The sequence below is a fragment of the Sphingomonas sp. 7/4-4 genome (genome assembly GCF_027941955.1).
GTDB lineage: Bacteria > Pseudomonadota > Alphaproteobacteria > Sphingomonadales > Sphingomonadaceae > Sphingomonas.
The window spans coordinates 3359913-3374531 of sequence record NZ_CP115960.1; the positions used below are offsets into that span (position 1 = coordinate 3359913).

Consider the following 14619-nt stretch of genomic DNA (forward strand, 5'->3'; position numbering starts at 1 on the left):
TGGCGCCGGTGTTAGCCGACGGGCCGTAGCCTTAGTGGGGTGGCGTGCCCCGCGTGCAGGCTTCGATCGCCTCGCGCAGCGCCATTGCGAAGAGGTCGTCCTCCTCGTCTTCGTCGTCCTCGATTTCGTCCGCGATCGCTTCCAGCGCGGGCAGCAACGAAGGATCGGCGATCCACGCCGCAGCCTCCAGCGTCATTGAATCGATCGTTTCCTCGTCGAGCCGCTTCGTCACATGCGCCAGTGCCAGCGTGGGATCGCGCTTCGCCACTCCGATCGTCGCCTCCAGCGAGGCCTCGTGATGTTGGTCGTCCATCCCGCGCACCAGCGCCGCCAATACCTCGGGCGTGTCCAGTTCCGATTGCGAAAGCAACAACAATGCCCAGTCGCGATTGGTGCCGTCGTCATCCTGCGTCAGCGCGATCAGTTCGGCCCGGCGCGCATCCTCGGCCGCGCCGCCGGTCAGCGCGGGCTCGTCTTCGCGGATCAGCGTCTGAAGGAATGCGGAGGGCGGAAGATACTCGGAATTTGTCATGTAGCGCTTGTGCCAGCTTCGCGCCCCGCCGCGCAATCCACCGCATGCACGCGCGCCAGCGGCTGCATCGGGCTCGCCACCAGGCTCACTTCGAGCAATTCGAGCCCCTTGATCTCGCGCCGCGGCCCGTCACGGGCCTCGGTCACCCGATATCCGAACGACAGCCCCGTCACCGCGCCCTTCGCCACTGCCTCGGCGAGCCCCGGCACCGCGACCCGCCCGATCACCCTCAGGCCCCGGCCGTCCTCGCTCAGTTGCTCGATCTCGCCCACCGGCTTGCCCGAATGCTGCCACAAGAGCGGCACCGGCCGCGCCAGCCGGAACGCCCCCGGCGCACGACGTCGCCGCCGCGATCGGGCACGTCGAACACCGCGGCATAGCCCGCGAAGCGCACGCTCATTTCAGCCACCCCGGAAACCCCAGTTTCACTGCGAGCCCGACCAGCACCAAAGCCGCGAGCATCCGCCCCGCCCAGGAGAACGCCGCCTTCAATGCCGAGCGCTTGGCGTCGCGCCATGCCCCCAGCAGCTCGCGCAGCTCCGCCATGTCCTTCGCCGCGCCGACATCCTCCAGCCCCAGCCGCGCCAGCGCCCGCTGCGCGCTCAGCTCGCCCGCCTCCTCGGCGATCGCCCGCAGCGTCGCCGTATCGGCACCGTCTTCCTTCGCCTGCTCGATCAATTGCGCGAGCACCGTCTCGTTACGCATCACATTTCTCCCGATTGCCGCGCCGCCCGCGCGCGCCTAGGCCAGCGACATGCGCCGCCGGCTCTTTCCCCTGCTCGTCCTGTTGCTGGTCGTCCTCGCCGCTTTGCTGCTCTGGGCCTGGTCGACCGACGCCGTGCTCAAGTCCAAATGCGCGCAGGTCGACGGCGTCTGGAATGTCGAAGCGCGCACCTGCACGCTCACCGTCACGACAATCCGACCATAGCCCTTTTCTCCTCGTCGCTGAGGAAGTCGGCCGCGCTCACCTGGCGCCACAGCCGCTCGCGATCCTCGGCCAGCGCCGCCACTCGGTCGAGGTCGATCGTCAGCGCCGCGTCCGGAAACCAGCCCGCCAGCGCCTGTGCCAGCCCGGCGAGGATCGTCTCCGCCACCGGCAGGATCGCCAGCCGCCACAATGCCCGGTTCGCCTCGCGGTAATTGGCGAAGGCGGTGTCGCCCGGCAGCCCCATCAGCATCGGTGGCACCCCGAAGGCCAATGCGATCTCGCGCGCCGCCGCCGCCTTCAGCGCCATGAAATCCATGTCGGCAGGCGTCATGCTCATCGCCTGCCATTTGAGCCCGCCCTCTAGCAGCATCGGCCGTCCCGCGTTCGCAGCGCCGGCGAACGCCGCCTCGAGCTCGCTCTTGATCCGCGCGAACTGGTCGGGGCTCAGCACCCCGCCGTCGCTCACGTCATAGACCAGGGCGCCCGAAGGCCGCGCCGCATTGTCGAGCAATGCCTTGTTCCAGCGCGTCGCGGCATTGTGGATCGCCACCGCGCCCGCCGCTGCGCCGAGGCAGCCGAGCCCATAATGGTCGTCGACCGGATTGAACGCCTTGATATGCGCCACTGCCGGCCGCCCACCGGCATCCTCCGCCGCGAGCCGGCTGACATGCTCGCCTACCCGGTAGCGATACGCCACCGGCCAGCCCCCGGCATCGGCCTCCACCGTCACCCGCTCGGGCCGCAGCGCGAACAATTCGCGCACCTGCCCCGCGCCGTCGCAGAGGATCTGCACATAGGCGTTGCCATGGAGCAGCAATTGGGCCGCCACCGTCTCGATCAGCACCTGTCCGCCCGAACGCGCCGTCGCCAGCGCCGCCAGCGCCGGCTCGCTCGCCTTGAGCGGCGCCGATCCCACGCCTTCGCTCACCAATTTCACCGCGCGCTGCGCCACCGGATTGTTGCAATAGCCTTCGCGCACCTGCGCCTCGTAGCTGCGCGGCCATTCGCCGAGGCTGGTGATGCTCCCGCCACGCGCCAGCGCCGGCCGCACGCCATCGCGCGCGGCCGACTTCCGTCCGAACCATTTCATTTGCCTCTCCCGGGTCAGGGGTTGTGTCGCCGCAGCGATCCGTGTTTGTGGCAGTCGCTTGTCGGCGACTGTTCAGCGGGCCGGGGCCTGGAGGTGACCATGACGCCGGTCGTTCGCGAAACGCTCTCGAAAGTACCCGCCGTCACGCTGGGCTTCTGGATCATCAAGATCCTCGCCACCACCCTCGGCGAAACCGCCGGCGATACGCTCAGCATGACGTTCAACCTCGGCTATCTCGTCAGCACTGCGGTTTTCCTCGCGTTGCTGGTGCTGCTGGCGTGGCGCCAAATCGCGGCGAGCCGTTTCCATCCGCTGCTCTACTGGGCGACGATCATTGCCTCGACCATGGCGGGCACGACGATGGCCGACTTCGCGACCCGTTCGCTGGGCATCGGCTACACCGGCGGGTCCGCGCTCCTGCTCGGATGCGTTTTGGCATCGCTATTCGTCTGGCACCGGGCGCTGGGCTCGATCTCGGTCTCCACCGTCCATGAACCGACTGCCGAACGCTATTACTGGATCACGATCACCTTCTCGCAGACGCTCGGCACGGCGCTCGGCGACTGGACCGCCGACACGAATGGTCTGGGATATGGCGGCGCCGCGCTGATCTTCGGCGCGATGCTCGCTATCCTCCTCCTTCTCTACGCCTTCACGACGATCAATCGCGTCGCATTGTTCTGGGCCGCCTTCATTCTCACTCGCCCGCTGGGTGCGGCGGTTGGCGATTTGCTCGACAAGCCTGTCGATCATGGCGGGCTGGCGTTCAGTCGTCCTTTGGCTTCGGCGGTGCTGGCAGGAGCAATTCTCCTGCTCATAATGGCGTTACCCAAAAGGCGGCCCGGTCGAGCGCCTGAGCGCGCGCGAACTTACCGCTTCGTCCCGAACCAGATCACGTGCCGCGGACCCTTGCCGTTGCTGCGCGCCTTCACGCCGACTTCCTCCACCGCGAAGTCCGCATCGCGCAGCCGCCGCGCGAACACAGCGTCGGGCGCCGCCGACCATATCGCCAGCACCCCGCCGGTCCGCAGCGCGGCCCTGGCCGCCGCCAGCCCGCGCATCGAATAGAGCCCGTCATTCCCCGGCCGGGTAAGCCCGTCCGGCCCGTTGTCGACATCGAGCAGGATCGCATCATAGCCGCCGCGCCCGTGCCGGATCATCGCCCCGACATCGTCGAGCACCACCTCCACCCGCCGATCGTCGAGGCACCCCGCCGCCAGTTCGGCCATCGGCCCGCGCGCCCAGTCGATGATCTTGGGCACCAGCTCGCTCACCGTCACCCGCGCATCGCCGTCCAGCCGCTTCAGCGCCGCCCGCAGCGTGAACCCCATCCCGTATCCGCCGATCAGCAGATGCGGCGCCGGCACGCGCAGCCGATCGATCGTCATCTCGGCGAGCGCCTCTTCCGAACCGCTCATCCGGCTGTTCATCAATTCGTTGCGGTCGAGCACGATCATGAAGTCGCTGCCCCGCCGAAACAGCCGCAGCGGATCCCCGCCGGGCACTTCGGCCGTATCGATCAAGTCACGCGGAACCATCCCGCCGCTATCCGCGCTACCCGGCCGCCGCACAAGCGGTGATTACCTTCTTTCCCTCTCCCCTTGTGGGAGAGGGAGGGAGCGCCGGAGGCGCGGAAGGGTGAGGGGAGGGCTGCGCCCTTGATACGTGTCCCCTCATCCTTCCCGCTGCTTCGCAGCGGGCCCCTTCCTTCTCCCACAAGGGGAGAAGGAAGTTCACCCCTCACATCAGCGTAACCCGCGCCGCGCCGCGTTTCCCCAGCATCAGCTCGGTCATCGCCCAGACCAGGGCGTCCGCCCGATCCGGCGAGCGGCCCGGCCCCTCATAGCCGCCGCCCGCCTGCAGCCCGCACAATTCGTCCTCCAGCTCGGGGAACGCCCCGGCATGCAGCACCTTTCCCGCCTCGTAGAGCAACGCCACCGGCTCGGCCCGCGCGCTCTTGCCGCGCGAGGCATGGACCAAAGTCACCGGCAGCCCGGTATCGGCGCCGCGCAGCACGCTCGCCACCATGTCGCCGCCCTGGTTCTTCTCGGCCACCACCCGGTCGGCGCCGCACCGTGCCGCGCATTTCGCCACTGCCCGCGCCCAGCCTTCGGGAGAGACCCCGGACACCGTGGCATCCTCGATCACATAGCCGCGTCCGTCGCGCCCCAGCCCCACTGCGACGATCCCGCACGCATCGCCCCCGGCGCTCGCCGGCGGATCGACGCCGATCACCACGCGCACCAGCTCGGGCGCCGCCTCGGCGCGCGCCCGCTCGATCAGCCGCCGCGTCCACAAGGCGCCGGCGACATCCTCGAGCAATTCGCCGTCCAGCTCCTGCCGTCCCAGCCGCGTGCCGGCATAGGTCGCCAGCATCGCCTCGACGAAGCGCTCCGGCAGATGCGGATTGTCGCGCGTCCGCCCACGCACCACGGCCGCCGCCGCGTCCGCCAGCCGCTCCACCCGCCGCATCAGCTCGGTCGACTGCGGCGTGGTGGTCACCAGCACGCGCGGCGCGCTCCCCAGCCGCAGCCCGAACATCATATTGTCCCAGGCGTCGTCCCCGCGCCGTCCCCATTTGCCGATTTCGTCGCACCACGCGGCATGGTGCTCGGGGCCGCGCAGCGCCTCCGCCGCCTCGGCCGAATAGACCGTGGCCATCGCCCCCGAAGCGAAGGTCACTTCGCCGCGCGCGCGGCTCCATTCGATCCTTTCGCCGTCGCGCGCCACCGCCAGCAGTCCGCTGGGACCCTCCACCATCACGCGGCGCACATCGTCCTTCGTCGCGCCGATCAATGCGAAGCGCGCGCCGGGCGTACGCCGCGCCAGCCCGCTCAGCCATTCCGCCCCCGCCCGGGTCTTGCCGAAGCCGCGCCCCGCCATGATCAGCCACACCAAAGGGTCGCCGCCCGGATCGAGCTGCCCGTCATGCGCCCAGATCGGAAAGCGCTCCAGCCATTCCACGCACTGCGCATCGCTCAGCCGCGCCAGCACCTGCGCCTGCACCTTCTCCGGCAAGTCGATCAGCGCGCGCAGCAGCTTGAGGTCGTCCGGATCGGCGGCCTCAGGCGTCATGGGACTTGCGCAGCCGCTTGCTTGCGGCTGCGATCGCCTTGGCCAGCGCCGCATTGGTCTCCTCGCGCGTCGCCATCCGGCGTTGTTTGCCTCGCGCTGCCTTATGGCCGTGGCGCGACGCGCGATGATGGCGCAGCAATTCCATTGCCTTCGCGAAGTCGAACGGCGGCAATTCCTCGCCCATCTCGGCTTCGGCGCGTTCCGGATCGGCAGGCTCCAGCGCACGCCCGCGCCGCCATGTTCGAGCGCCAGCATCTCCAGCCGGTCATATCCCGCCTCCAGCGCTTCACGCCATTGCGCGACGAACTGCGGATCCCGCCCCCGATGCTTGTAGACCGTGCATTGGGAGACCCCGGCAAAGGCAGCCGCCCTCTTGACGTTGCAGGTCAGCGCCAGCGCGTCGAGAAACCGCTGCCGCCGCTGCACCGTAAAGCCACGCGGATGGGGCTTGCGCCGCTGCCGCTGTCCGTCACGATTGGCCATGATCAAATCGTCCATCCTGTTTCTCCCGAAACGCAAAGGGCCGGCGCACCTCCCGGTGCCCGGCCCTTCCAGAGGCCCGAAGGCCCCGACTCGCAATTCTTCATCGTTCCCTAGTTGTGCCACATCAACGTGACGATGTCAAGCGAAAATAACCGATCTGGTTAGATGAACTTCCCCCAGGCTGAGAGCGATGCGCCGGGCTTTCGCGCCGGCTGCTCCGGGCGTAAGGACAAGCCCGCATGGTGAAGCTCAACAAGATCTACACGCGCACCGGCGACGACGGCACCACCGGGCTGGTCGACGGATCGCGCGTTTCCAAGGCCGATCCGCGCATGGCGGCGATCGGCGATGTCGACGAGGCCAATAGCGCGATCGGCGTGGCGCGGGCCGCGCTGGGTCCCGGCAGCGTCAGCGAGATGCTCGCGCGCATCCAGAACGATCTGTTCGATCTGGGCGCCGATCTCGCCACCCCGATCGGGATCGAAGGCGCGCTGCGCATCGTGCCGGGGCAGGTCGAATGGCTCGAGGAGCGCATCGATCATTTGAACGGCGCGCTCGATCCGCTGACCAGCTTCATCCTCCCCGCCGGCGAGCCTGCCGCCGCCGCTCTCCACCTCGCCCGCGCAATCGCCCGCCGTGCCGAGCGGACCACGGTCGCCGCGGCGGCGCAGGTGGCATTGCGGCCGGAAGTGGTGAAATATCTCAATCGGCTGTCCGACCTGCTGTTCGTCGCCGCGCGCGCAATGAACCGGAACGGGGCCGGAGACGTTCTATGGGTGCCCGGCGCCTCGCGCTGACCAGTTCGTTTCGGGTTGACGCTACGGCGACCCCGGCGTAGGGGAACATTATGAGAACGGAGCGCGATGTAAACCCGGCTTCCTCCGCACTCGCGTCGCGTTTCGCCGCGGTTCGGGCGCTGACCGCCGATCTCGTCGCGCCGCTCTCCGATGCCGATGCGACGATCCAGTCGATGGACGATGCGTCGCCGGCCAAATGGCATCTCGCCCACACGACCTGGTTCTTCGAGACCTTCGTTCTGCGCGATCATGTTCCCGGCTACCGGCTGTTCGACGAACGCTGGCCGTTCCTGTTCAACAGCTATTACGAGGCGGAGGGGCAGCGCCATGCCCGCCCGCGCCGGGGGATGCTGTCGCGTCCCTCGCTCGACGAGATCCGCGCCTATCGCGAGGCGGTGAATACGGCGCTGCTGGCGGCTTTGCCCGATCTGCCGGCGGGCGTGCAGAACCTCGTCGCGCTCGGCTGCCATCACGAGGAGCAGCATCAGGAGCTGCTGCTCACCGATATCCTCCATCATTTCTCGGTGAACCCGCTCGCGCCCGCGGTCTGGCCCGGCGCGCCCAAGGTGCCCGTCGCAATGCCCGGCCCGGTCGGATGGATCGCGGGGCGCAGCGGCATGGTCGAGATCGGAATCGACATGGATGCTGGCGATTTCGCCTTCGATTGCGAAGGCCCGCGGCACGCCGAATTGCTCCATCCGCACGCGCTGGCGGACCGCACCGTGACCAACGGTGAATGGGCCGCTTTCATCGCCGACGGCGGTTACCGGGATCCGCGGCACTGGCTGTCGGACGGCTGGGCCTGGGTGCAGGCGGAGCGCATCGCGGCACCGCTATATTGGGAACAGGGCGACGGCGCCTGGACCCGCTTCGGGTTCGACGGCCGCCGTCCGGTCGATCCGGCCGCGCCGGTCACCCATGTCAGTTTCTTCGAGGCCGATGCCTATGCCAGCTGGGCCGGCGCGCGATTGCCGACCGAATTCGAATGGGAAGCCGCGGCGCGCGGGCACGACCCGAACGGCGGCAATCAGCTCGACGCAGCGGGCGCGGTCGAGCCGCGTCCGTCCGCGGGCGGCCCGGCCTTCTTCGGCGATGTCTGGGAATGGACCGGCAGCGCCTATCGCCCCTATCCCGGCTTCCGCGCCGCCGAGGGCGCGGTCGGCGAATATAACGGCAAGTTCATGAACGGGCAGTTCGTGCTGCGCGGCGGCAGCTGCGCGACACCGCGCGGGCATGTCCGGGCGAGCTACCGCAACTTCTTCTATCCGCACCAGCGCTGGCAGTTCACCGGCGTACGCCTGGCCAAGGATCTCTGAGATGCTCAAGCAGGAGCCACAGGACGGCGAGCAGAGTCTTGCCGATCCCAATTTCCGCGCCGATGTGCTGAGCGGCCTCGGCGGACAGCCACGGGCGATCCCGGCGCGGTGGTTCTACGATCGCCGCGGCTCGGAATTGTTCGAGGCGATCACCGATCTGCCCGAATATTATCCCACCCGCACCGAGACGGCTTTGCTGATGCAGATCGGCCCGCAGCTCGGCGCGCTCGCCGCGTCCAACGCGGCGGTGGTCGAGTTCGGATCGGGCTCGTCCGCCAAGACGCCGATCCTGCTGCGCGCGATCGATCCCGCGGCCTATGTGCCGATCGACATTTCGGGCGAGTTCCTGCGCCACTCGGCGCGCGAATTGTCGGCGGGTTTTCCGGGGCTTCCGGTGTTGCCGGTCGAGGCCGATTTCCTGCGCCCGGTGCCGCTGCCCCCGAAGTGAGCGGCCTGCCGAAGCTCGGCTTCTTCCCCGGTTCGACGATCGGCAACATGAACGCCTTTCACGCCGTCGATCTGCTCCGGGCGATGCGCGAATGGCTGGGCGAGGGCGCCCGGCTGCTGATCGGGATGGACCGGATCAAGTCGCCCGACATCCTCGTCCCCGCTTATGACGATGCCCAGGGCGTCACTGCCGCTTTCAACCTAAATCTGCTCGAACGCATCAACCGCGAACTCGCCGGCACGATCCCGGTCCAGGCCTTTCGTCACCGCGCGATCTGGAACGCCGATGCCGCGCGGATCGAGATGCATCTCGAGGCGCAGCGTGATGTGGAATTCACTGTCGACGGCCGCACCTTCGCAATGGATGCGGGCGAGACGATCCACACCGAGAACAGCCACAAATACGGTCCCAATGGCGGCCGCATGCTGCTGCGCGCGGGCGGCTGGACGCCGATCCGCGAGTGGACCGATCCGCAGGACTGGTTCGCATTGATGCTGTGCGAGGCGCAGCCGCTGCGGATGGCGCCCTAACGGGCCGGCACCGCCTCTGCCTTCCAGACGCGCAGCCAGTTGCGCGAACCGCGGCACTCGCTCATCGCCCGCGCCTCCACCAGCCGGAACATCGCGCCGTCCCAGACATAGGTCTCCGAACTTCCGCAATCGCCGATCCCGCGGCCCTGTATATAATTGCCGAGCTCGGCCTTGGCGGGATCCCAATCGGCATTGACCAGAGTCGCGATGCCCTGGATCTCCGACCAGGCCGGCATCCGATCGAAGTGCGCGACCATCGCCTTGCCGTTCTCGATCACGAAAGGGACGCTCGAGTAATTATACGCGCCGCTGCCGCACGGGATCAGTGCGAGCGTCTTGCCGCCGCCGAGTGCCCAGGTCCTGGTCTCGGGCAGTTTGCCCTCTTTGCCCTCGTAAACCGCGTCGCACTCGGATTGCTTGCCCATCGCCGCGCGCAGCGCCGCTGAAAACGCCGCCGGTTTGCCGGTGGGCCGCACGAAAGTCACACGAGGCGCGATCGGCGCGGCCGGTACGGCGCTCGCGGGCTTCGCTCCCTTGGCGACCAGTGCCGTCGTGGTTCCCGCTCGGCCCTGCCCGGCGTCGAAGTAGCGCAAAGTCGCTGAAAGGCCCTTGAGCGAAGCCTGGCTCAACACCTTGCCGCCGCCGCGCAGCACCAGTGTCTGGCCCTTGAGCATGGCATCGGCGAGCTGGCTGGCCTGCACTCCGGTGATGACGACGCTCGGTCCCCGCACGCTGCCGCTGAGCACCGTTTTCCCGTCGACTTCGATCCGCCAGCCTCCGCGATATTCGGTGTCGGGGGATATCTCGATCACCGGCGCCCCTGCCGGCCCGGCCTCGCGCTTGATCGCGATCTGCGGCTCATTGTCGAGATTCTCGTCGGCCATCAGCGATGCCGCTTCGCAGAACCGAAGATTGTCGCAGGTGACCGCCCAGTCGCCGAACGACTTGACCTCGGAGGGGCTGGGGGCTTGTGCCGCGGCGAGGAGCGCGAGGATCGGCATGCCGCCGGTCTAGCCGAAGCGCTCTGGCGGGGGTAGGGGGCGCGAAAGCGACGGAGGCGGACGATGCAGACGATAGGCGTGATCGGTGCGGGGCAGATGGGCGCGGGAATCGCGCAGGTGTCTGCGCAGGCGGGCTATTCCGTGCTCCTCTCCGACATGGACCTCGCCCGTGCCGAAGCCGGCAAGGCGGGAATCGCGAAGCAGCTGGCCCGTCTCGTCGAGAAGGAGAAGATCGCCGCCGCCGATGCCGAGGCCGCGCTGGCCCGCATCCAGCCGCTCACAGACGTCTCGGGGATGGCGCCCTGTACATTGGTCATCGAGGCCGCCACCGAGCGCGAGGGCGTGAAGCGCTCGATCTTCGAGACTGTCGGCAAGGTGCTCGGCCCGGACGCGATCCTCGCCAGCAACACTTCGTCGATCCCGATCACGCGGCTGGCGCAGGCCGCGCCCGATCCGGCGCGCTTCATGGGCGTGCACTTCTTCAATCCCGTCCCGGTGATGGGCCTGATCGAGCTGATCCGCGGCCTCGCGACTTCGGACGCGACGGTCGCCGCGGTCGAGAAGTTCGGCCAGTCGCTCGGCAAGCGCATCGTCCACGCCAACGACGCACCGGGCTTCATCGTCAATCGCGTGCTGATGCCGATGCTCAACGAAGCGTGCTTCGCATTGGGCGAGGGCGTCGCGACGATTCCCGACATCGACGCCGCCTGCCAGCTTGGGCTCAACCACCCGATGGGCCCGTTCGCGCTCGCCGACTTCATTGGCCTCGACACCTGCCTCGAGATCACCCGCGTGTTGTTCGAAGGCACCGGCGATCCCAAATTCCGCCCCGCGCCGCTGCTGGTAAAATATGTCGAAGCAGGCTGGTACGGCCGCAAGACCAAGCGCGGCTTCTACGATTATTCGGGCGCGGAGCCGGTGCCGACGCGCTAGCGCCGGTCTGCGATCAGGCCGGTCCGCTTCATCTCCGCGAGCCATTGCGGGGTGACCCATCGAAGCGGCGCCGGCAATTCGTCGAATGCGATCACGCCCTTCGCGCCCTTGAGGGTGGGCGGCGGCGGTATCATGCCGGGGCAGGGCATTCCCGAATAGAAGCCGTGCGCGGGATAGGCATCGATCACCTGCCCGCGCTTCAACGCGCCCTTGTAGACCTTGAGAATCCTGAAGCGCACCTTGTCGTCGTTGCGCGTCACCACGCCGGCGACGATGTTGCGCGAGGTCGTGGCGATCACCCGCGCCTTCTCCGCCTCGCCCGGCGGCTGCGGCTCCGGCATTCCCGGTGGCGGCGGCAGGCATAAAGCGGCGAGCAGGACGAGCGGGGTCACGGCAGCAGCAGTCCCGCCAGCGCCGCCGACATCAGGTTCGCCAGGCTCCCGGCGATCAGCGCGCGGATGCCGAGCTTCGCGATCATCGGGCGCTGGTTCGGTGCGAGGCTGCCGGTCGCGGCCATCTGGATCGCGATCGAGCTGAAATTGGCGAAGCCGCACAAAGCGAAGGTGATGATCGCCACGGTGCGCGGGGCGAGGTCCTTCATCTCGCCCAGCTGGATGAACGCGACGAATTCGTTGAGTACCACCTTGGTGCCGAACAGCCCGCCCGCCGCGACTGCCTCGTGCCAAGATATGCCGAGCAGGAACATCACCGGCGCGAAGATCGTGCCGATGATCTTCTGGAAGCTGAGATCGGCGAGCGGTTGGGCCCAGGCGGCGTTGCCGCTGGCATAGACGATCCAATTGCCCAGGCCGCCGAGCAGCCCGTTGGCGAGCGCCACCAAAGCCACGAAGGCGAGCACCATCGCGCCCACCGCGACTGCGATCTTGACGCCGGTCGAGGCGCCGGTCGCCGCCGCCATGATCAGGTTGGCGGCGCGTTCCTCCTCCACCTCTTCCTCGACGACCTTGATCACTTCCTCCTCGGGAACGTCGCCTAGCGGCAGCTCGCCGTTCGCCGGGGCGATATCGTCGGGCATGATGATCTTGGCCATCAGCAGCCCGCCCGGTGCCCCCATGAACGAGGCCGCGAGCAGATAGGGAAGCGCCTGCGGCCCGAGCAGGCTGGCATAGGCCGCGAGGATCGTCCCCGCGACGCCGGCCATGCCGACGGTCATCACCGCGAAGAGCTGCGAGGGGTGAGCCGGGCGAGATAGGGCCGGATCACCAGCGGCGATTCGCTCTGGCCGACGAAGATGTTGGCGGCGGCGCACAGCGATTCGACCTTGGTCGTACCCACCACTTTCTCGATCGCGCCGCCGATCCAGCGGATCACGAACTGCATCACGCCGAGATGGTAGAGGATCGACACCAGAGCGGCGAAGAAGATGATCACCGGCAGCGCCGCGATCGCGAAGCTCTGGCCACCCAGCTCGGGCTTGGCCAACGGACCGAACAGGAAGCTGGTGCCCGCACCGGCATAGCCGAGCAGCGCCGAGACGCCGTTCGAGAGCCCGTGCAGCGCCGCCTGTCCCCAGCTGGTACGCAATACGAGCACGGCGATCCCGGCCTGCAGCGCAAACGCCGCGCCGACGACGCGCAGCTGGATCCCGCGCTTGTTGCTCGAAAGCAGCCAGGCGATTGCGAGGATCGCGATTATGCCAAGGATACCGATCGGAAAATGAGTCATTCGCTGGTCTGCGCCCCCGAGCCAGCCCCCGAATTTGGCCAGCGAAAGCGGGAGCATACACGCTGCGCGCCGGTGTGCCAGAGGGCGCGGCGCAGCATCTTTCGCAGCCGCTTCTTTCCCGCTAGCGTCCGCCGATGGAAATCCGGCCCAACATCACGCGCTCGCTCTTCTTCCTCTCGATCTTCTACGGCGGCATGGTCTGCATTGCCGGGGTGCTCGGCAACAAGCAGGTCTCGCTGGGCCCGATCTCGCAGCTCGGCAATCTGGTCGGAGTGGGGCCGCTCGCGGTGGAGGCGGGGATCTTCGCCTTCCTGCTGCTGGTCTCGGTGTCGAGCGCGGTCGCCGAGCTCAACGGCCCGGATACCGCGCGCCGGCTGGTGCTGTGGGGTTTCGTGCCGCTGGTCACGTCGGTGCTGTTGTCGTTGCTTGTGCTCGCTTTGCCGCCTTCGCCGAGCATGGAGCCCGATCGCCTCCACGCCTTCGAGCTGATGATGTCGGGCACCCCGCGCATCTGGCTCGGCGGGATCGTCGCCTACGGCATCTCGCAGATCCTCAACGTCACCATCTTCAGCGCGCTCAAGCAGGGCGGCGGCAAGCTGTTGTGGCTCCGCGCCGCGGTCGCGAGCATGCTCAGCCAGATCGCCGACACGCTGATCTTCATCACCATCGCCTTTTACGGCGTCTTTCCGATCGGCGAGCTGCTGGTGGGCCAGATGCTCACCAAGGTGGTGCTCAGCCTCGTGCTGGTCCCGCCGCTCATCTATTTCTTCGTCGGGCTTGGTCGTTTCCTCGATGGACGGCGGAGCCTCTAAGACGGGCTTGGGCTCGCGCGCGCTTTGTCCTAAGGGCGCGCGATGACCGATCACGCACCCGATCCCGCGATGCTCGCCAAGGCCGAGACGCTCACCGAGGCTTTGCCTTATCTCCAGCGTTATGCCGGCGCGACCTTCGTCGTGAAATATGGCGGCCACGCGATGGGCGATCCCGAGCTGGCGCGCGATTTCGCCGAGGATGTGGTGCTATTGAAGGCAGTCGGGATCAATCCGATCGTCGTCCATGGCGGCGGGCCGCAGATCGGCGCGATGCTCAAGCGGCTCGGCGTCGAGTCGCAATTCGTCGGGGGCTGCGCGTCACCGATGCCGAGACCGCGCGGATCGCCGAGATGGTCCTGGCGGGCTCGATCAACAAGGAAATCGTCGGCTGGATCGGCCAGGCGGGCGGCAGGGCCGTCGGCATCTCGGGCAAGGACGCTGCGCTCGTCACTGCCGAGAAGGTTCAGGGCCGCGAGCCCAATCCGCTGAGCGGGATCGAGCGCCATGTCGATCTCGGCTTCGTCGGCGAGCCGGTCGCGGTCGATCCCTCGATCCTGCGCTCGCTCGCCGCGCAGGGTTTCATTCCGGTGGTCGCGCCGATCGCGCTCGGCGCCGACGGCCATACCTACAATATCAACGCCGACACCATGGCGGGGGCGATCGCCGGGGCGTGCGGCGCCAAGCGCTTCTTCCTGCTCACCGACGTCGCCGGGGTGCTCGACAAGGCGGGCGAACTGATGACCGATCTCGATCCCGCGGGGATCGCCGCGCTCAAGGCGGACGGCACGATCTCGGGCGGGATGATCCCCAAGGTCGAGACCTGCGTGGCGGCGGTCGAGGCGGGAGTCGATGCCGCGGTCATCCTCGACGGGCGCGTGCCGCACGCGATGCTGCTCGAGATATTCACGCGGCGCGGCGCGGGCACGCTCGTCCACGCCTGAGCTAGGCTTGTCCGGGGGCGCGGCTTTCCTGTATCCAATGCACAACT

Annotated in this window: 14 protein-coding genes and 5 pseudogenes; 9 read left to right on the top strand and 10 right to left on the bottom strand. The window is 68.0% G+C overall.

The genetic code is table 11. From position 1 onward, the window contains the following. Nucleotides 1-31: 31 nt before the first annotated feature. From PIB19_RS17050 to PIB19_RS17060, 3 genes and pseudogenes are all read right to left on the bottom strand, one after another. Nucleotides 32-532 (bottom strand): lyase, encoded by a 501-nt coding sequence (locus tag PIB19_RS17050; RefSeq protein ID WP_271238291.1) that lies wholly within the window; start codon nt 530-532, stop codon nt 32-34. Next, nucleotides 529-932: pseudogene (locus PIB19_RS17055) on the bottom strand (HK97 family phage prohead protease). The gene PIB19_RS17050 and the pseudogene PIB19_RS17055 overlap by 4 nt, the downstream one beginning before the upstream one ends. Next, nucleotides 929-1237 (bottom strand): DUF6127 family protein, encoded by a 309-nt coding sequence (locus tag PIB19_RS17060; RefSeq protein ID WP_025495775.1) that lies wholly within the window; start codon nt 1235-1237, stop codon nt 929-931. The pseudogene PIB19_RS17055 and the gene PIB19_RS17060 overlap by 4 nt, the downstream one beginning before the upstream one ends. Nucleotides 1238-1286: 49 nt before the next feature. On the opposite strand from PIB19_RS17060, the gene PIB19_RS17065 reads away from it, so the two are divergent. Beyond that, nucleotides 1287-1460: a hypothetical protein gene (locus PIB19_RS17065; protein ID WP_271238292.1), complete on the top strand. Its 174-nt coding sequence runs from the start codon at nt 1287-1289 to the stop codon at nt 1458-1460. Here the strand turns inward: PIB19_RS17065 and PIB19_RS17070 are convergent. After that, a complete protein-coding gene (locus tag PIB19_RS17070; RefSeq protein WP_271238293.1) occupies nt 1441-2550 on the bottom strand; it encodes a phage portal protein in 1110 nt (369 codons plus the stop codon). The genes PIB19_RS17065 and PIB19_RS17070 overlap by 20 nt on opposite strands. Before the next feature lie 99 nt (nt 2551-2649). On the opposite strand from PIB19_RS17070, the pseudogene PIB19_RS17075 reads away from it, so the two are divergent. Continuing rightward, nucleotides 2650-3399: pseudogene (locus PIB19_RS17075) on the top strand (COG4705 family protein); the annotation flags it as partial. 20 nt (nt 3400-3419) lie between these two features. On the opposite strand, the gene PIB19_RS17080 reads toward PIB19_RS17075, so the two are convergent. The 3 genes from PIB19_RS17080 to PIB19_RS17090 form a co-directional block, all read right to left on the bottom strand. Further along, the gene (locus PIB19_RS17080; protein ID WP_271238294.1) at nt 3420-4088 is read right to left on the bottom strand and encodes a spermidine synthase; all 669 of its coding nucleotides are present in this window, start codon (nt 4086-4088) and stop codon (nt 3420-3422) included. A gap of 202 nt (nt 4089-4290) precedes the next feature. Then, nucleotides 4291-5625 (bottom strand): DNA-packaging protein, encoded by a 1335-nt coding sequence (locus PIB19_RS17085; protein ID WP_271238295.1) that lies wholly within the window; start codon nt 5623-5625, stop codon nt 4291-4293. Beyond that, nucleotides 5615-5809 carry a hypothetical protein gene (locus PIB19_RS17090; RefSeq protein WP_271238296.1) on the bottom strand — a complete coding sequence of 65 codons (195 nt, stop codon included), beginning with the start codon at nt 5807-5809 and terminating at the stop codon, nt 5615-5617. The genes PIB19_RS17085 and PIB19_RS17090 overlap by 11 nt, the downstream gene beginning before the upstream one ends. Nucleotides 5810-5862: 53 nt before the next feature. On the opposite strand from PIB19_RS17090, the gene PIB19_RS17095 reads away from it, so the two are divergent. The 4 genes and pseudogenes from PIB19_RS17095 (at nt 5863) to egtD (ending at nt 9199) form a co-directional block, all read left to right on the top strand. Continuing rightward, the gene (locus PIB19_RS17095; protein ID WP_271238297.1) at nt 5863-6222 is read left to right on the top strand and encodes a hypothetical protein; all 360 of its coding nucleotides are present in this window, start codon (nt 5863-5865) and stop codon (nt 6220-6222) included. A gap of 125 nt (nt 6223-6347) precedes the next feature. Then, complete coding sequence (locus PIB19_RS17100; RefSeq protein WP_271238298.1) at nt 6348-6905, top strand: cob(I)yrinic acid a,c-diamide adenosyltransferase; 558 nt, start codon at nt 6348-6350, stop codon at nt 6903-6905. Nucleotides 6906-6955: 50 nt separating this feature from the next. Then, nucleotides 6956-8221, top strand: coding sequence for an ergothioneine biosynthesis protein EgtB (egtB, locus tag PIB19_RS17105; RefSeq protein ID WP_271238299.1), 1266 nt, complete (start codon nt 6956-6958; stop codon nt 8219-8221). 1 nt (nt 8222) lies between these two features. Beyond that, nucleotides 8223-9199, top strand: a pseudogene (gene egtD, locus PIB19_RS17110) (L-histidine N(alpha)-methyltransferase). Here the strand turns inward: egtD and PIB19_RS17115 are convergent. After that, nucleotides 9196-10200, bottom strand: coding sequence for a DUF1176 domain-containing protein (locus PIB19_RS17115; protein WP_271238300.1), 1005 nt, complete (start codon nt 10198-10200; stop codon nt 9196-9198). The pseudogene egtD and the gene PIB19_RS17115 overlap by 4 nt on opposite strands. A 63-nt stretch (nt 10201-10263) precedes the next feature. Here PIB19_RS17115 and PIB19_RS17120 point away from each other — a divergent pair, with 63 nt between their 5' ends. Then, nucleotides 10264-11133, top strand: coding sequence for a 3-hydroxyacyl-CoA dehydrogenase NAD-binding domain-containing protein (locus tag PIB19_RS17120; protein WP_271238301.1), 870 nt, complete (start codon nt 10264-10266; stop codon nt 11131-11133). Here PIB19_RS17120 and PIB19_RS17125 read toward each other — a convergent pair. Continuing rightward, nucleotides 11130-11525 carry a hypothetical protein gene (locus PIB19_RS17125; RefSeq protein WP_271238302.1) on the bottom strand — a complete coding sequence of 132 codons (396 nt, stop codon included), beginning with the start codon at nt 11523-11525 and terminating at the stop codon, nt 11130-11132. The genes PIB19_RS17120 and PIB19_RS17125 overlap by 4 nt on opposite strands. Next, nucleotides 11522-12819 (bottom strand): annotated as a pseudogene (locus PIB19_RS17130) (NupC/NupG family nucleoside CNT transporter). Before PIB19_RS17130 ends, PIB19_RS17125 begins: the two are co-directional and overlap by 4 nt. 134 nt (nt 12820-12953) lie before the next feature. Here PIB19_RS17130 and PIB19_RS17135 point away from each other — a divergent pair. Together PIB19_RS17135 and argB are read left to right on the top strand one after the other, a co-directional pair. After that, on the top strand, nt 12954-13631 hold the full coding sequence (locus PIB19_RS17135; protein ID WP_056610276.1) for a queuosine precursor transporter: 678 nt from the start codon (nt 12954-12956) through the stop codon (nt 13629-13631). 162 nt (nt 13632-13793) lie between these two features. Next, nucleotides 13794-14572: pseudogene (gene argB, locus PIB19_RS17140) on the top strand (acetylglutamate kinase). Nucleotides 14573-14619: the final 47 nt, after the last annotated feature.

Excerpts from the sequence above, each read along its gene's own strand:
- PIB19_RS17050 (WP_271238291.1), bottom strand. The coding sequence starts at position 532 with ATGACAAATTCCGAGTATCTTCCGCCCTCCGCATTCCTTCAGACGCTG.
- PIB19_RS17060 (WP_025495775.1), bottom strand. The coding sequence starts at position 1,237 with ATGCGTAACGAGACGGTGCTCGCGCAATTGATCGAGCAGGCGAAGGAA.
- PIB19_RS17065 (WP_271238292.1), top strand. The coding sequence starts at position 1,287 with ATGCGCCGCCGGCTCTTTCCCCTGCTCGTCCTGTTGCTGGTCGTCCTC.
- PIB19_RS17070 (WP_271238293.1), bottom strand. The coding sequence starts at position 2,550 with ATGAAATGGTTCGGACGGAAGTCGGCCGCGCGCGATGGCGTGCGGCCG.
- PIB19_RS17080 (WP_271238294.1), bottom strand. The coding sequence starts at position 4,088 with ATGGTTCCGCGTGACTTGATCGATACGGCCGAAGTGCCCGGCGGGGAT.
- PIB19_RS17085 (WP_271238295.1), bottom strand. The coding sequence starts at position 5,625 with ATGACGCCTGAGGCCGCCGATCCGGACGACCTCAAGCTGCTGCGCGCG.
- PIB19_RS17090 (WP_271238296.1), bottom strand. The coding sequence starts at position 5,809 with ATGGGCGAGGAATTGCCGCCGTTCGACTTCGCGAAGGCAATGGAATTG.
- PIB19_RS17095 (WP_271238297.1), top strand. The coding sequence starts at position 5,863 with ATGTTCGAGCGCCAGCATCTCCAGCCGGTCATATCCCGCCTCCAGCGC.
- PIB19_RS17100 (WP_271238298.1), top strand. The coding sequence starts at position 6,348 with ATGGTGAAGCTCAACAAGATCTACACGCGCACCGGCGACGACGGCACC.
- egtB (WP_271238299.1), top strand. The coding sequence starts at position 6,956 with ATGAGAACGGAGCGCGATGTAAACCCGGCTTCCTCCGCACTCGCGTCG.
- PIB19_RS17115 (WP_271238300.1), bottom strand. The coding sequence starts at position 10,200 with ATGCCGATCCTCGCGCTCCTCGCCGCGGCACAAGCCCCCAGCCCCTCC.
- PIB19_RS17120 (WP_271238301.1), top strand. The coding sequence starts at position 10,264 with ATGCAGACGATAGGCGTGATCGGTGCGGGGCAGATGGGCGCGGGAATC.
- PIB19_RS17135 (WP_056610276.1), top strand. The coding sequence starts at position 12,954 with ATGGAAATCCGGCCCAACATCACGCGCTCGCTCTTCTTCCTCTCGATC.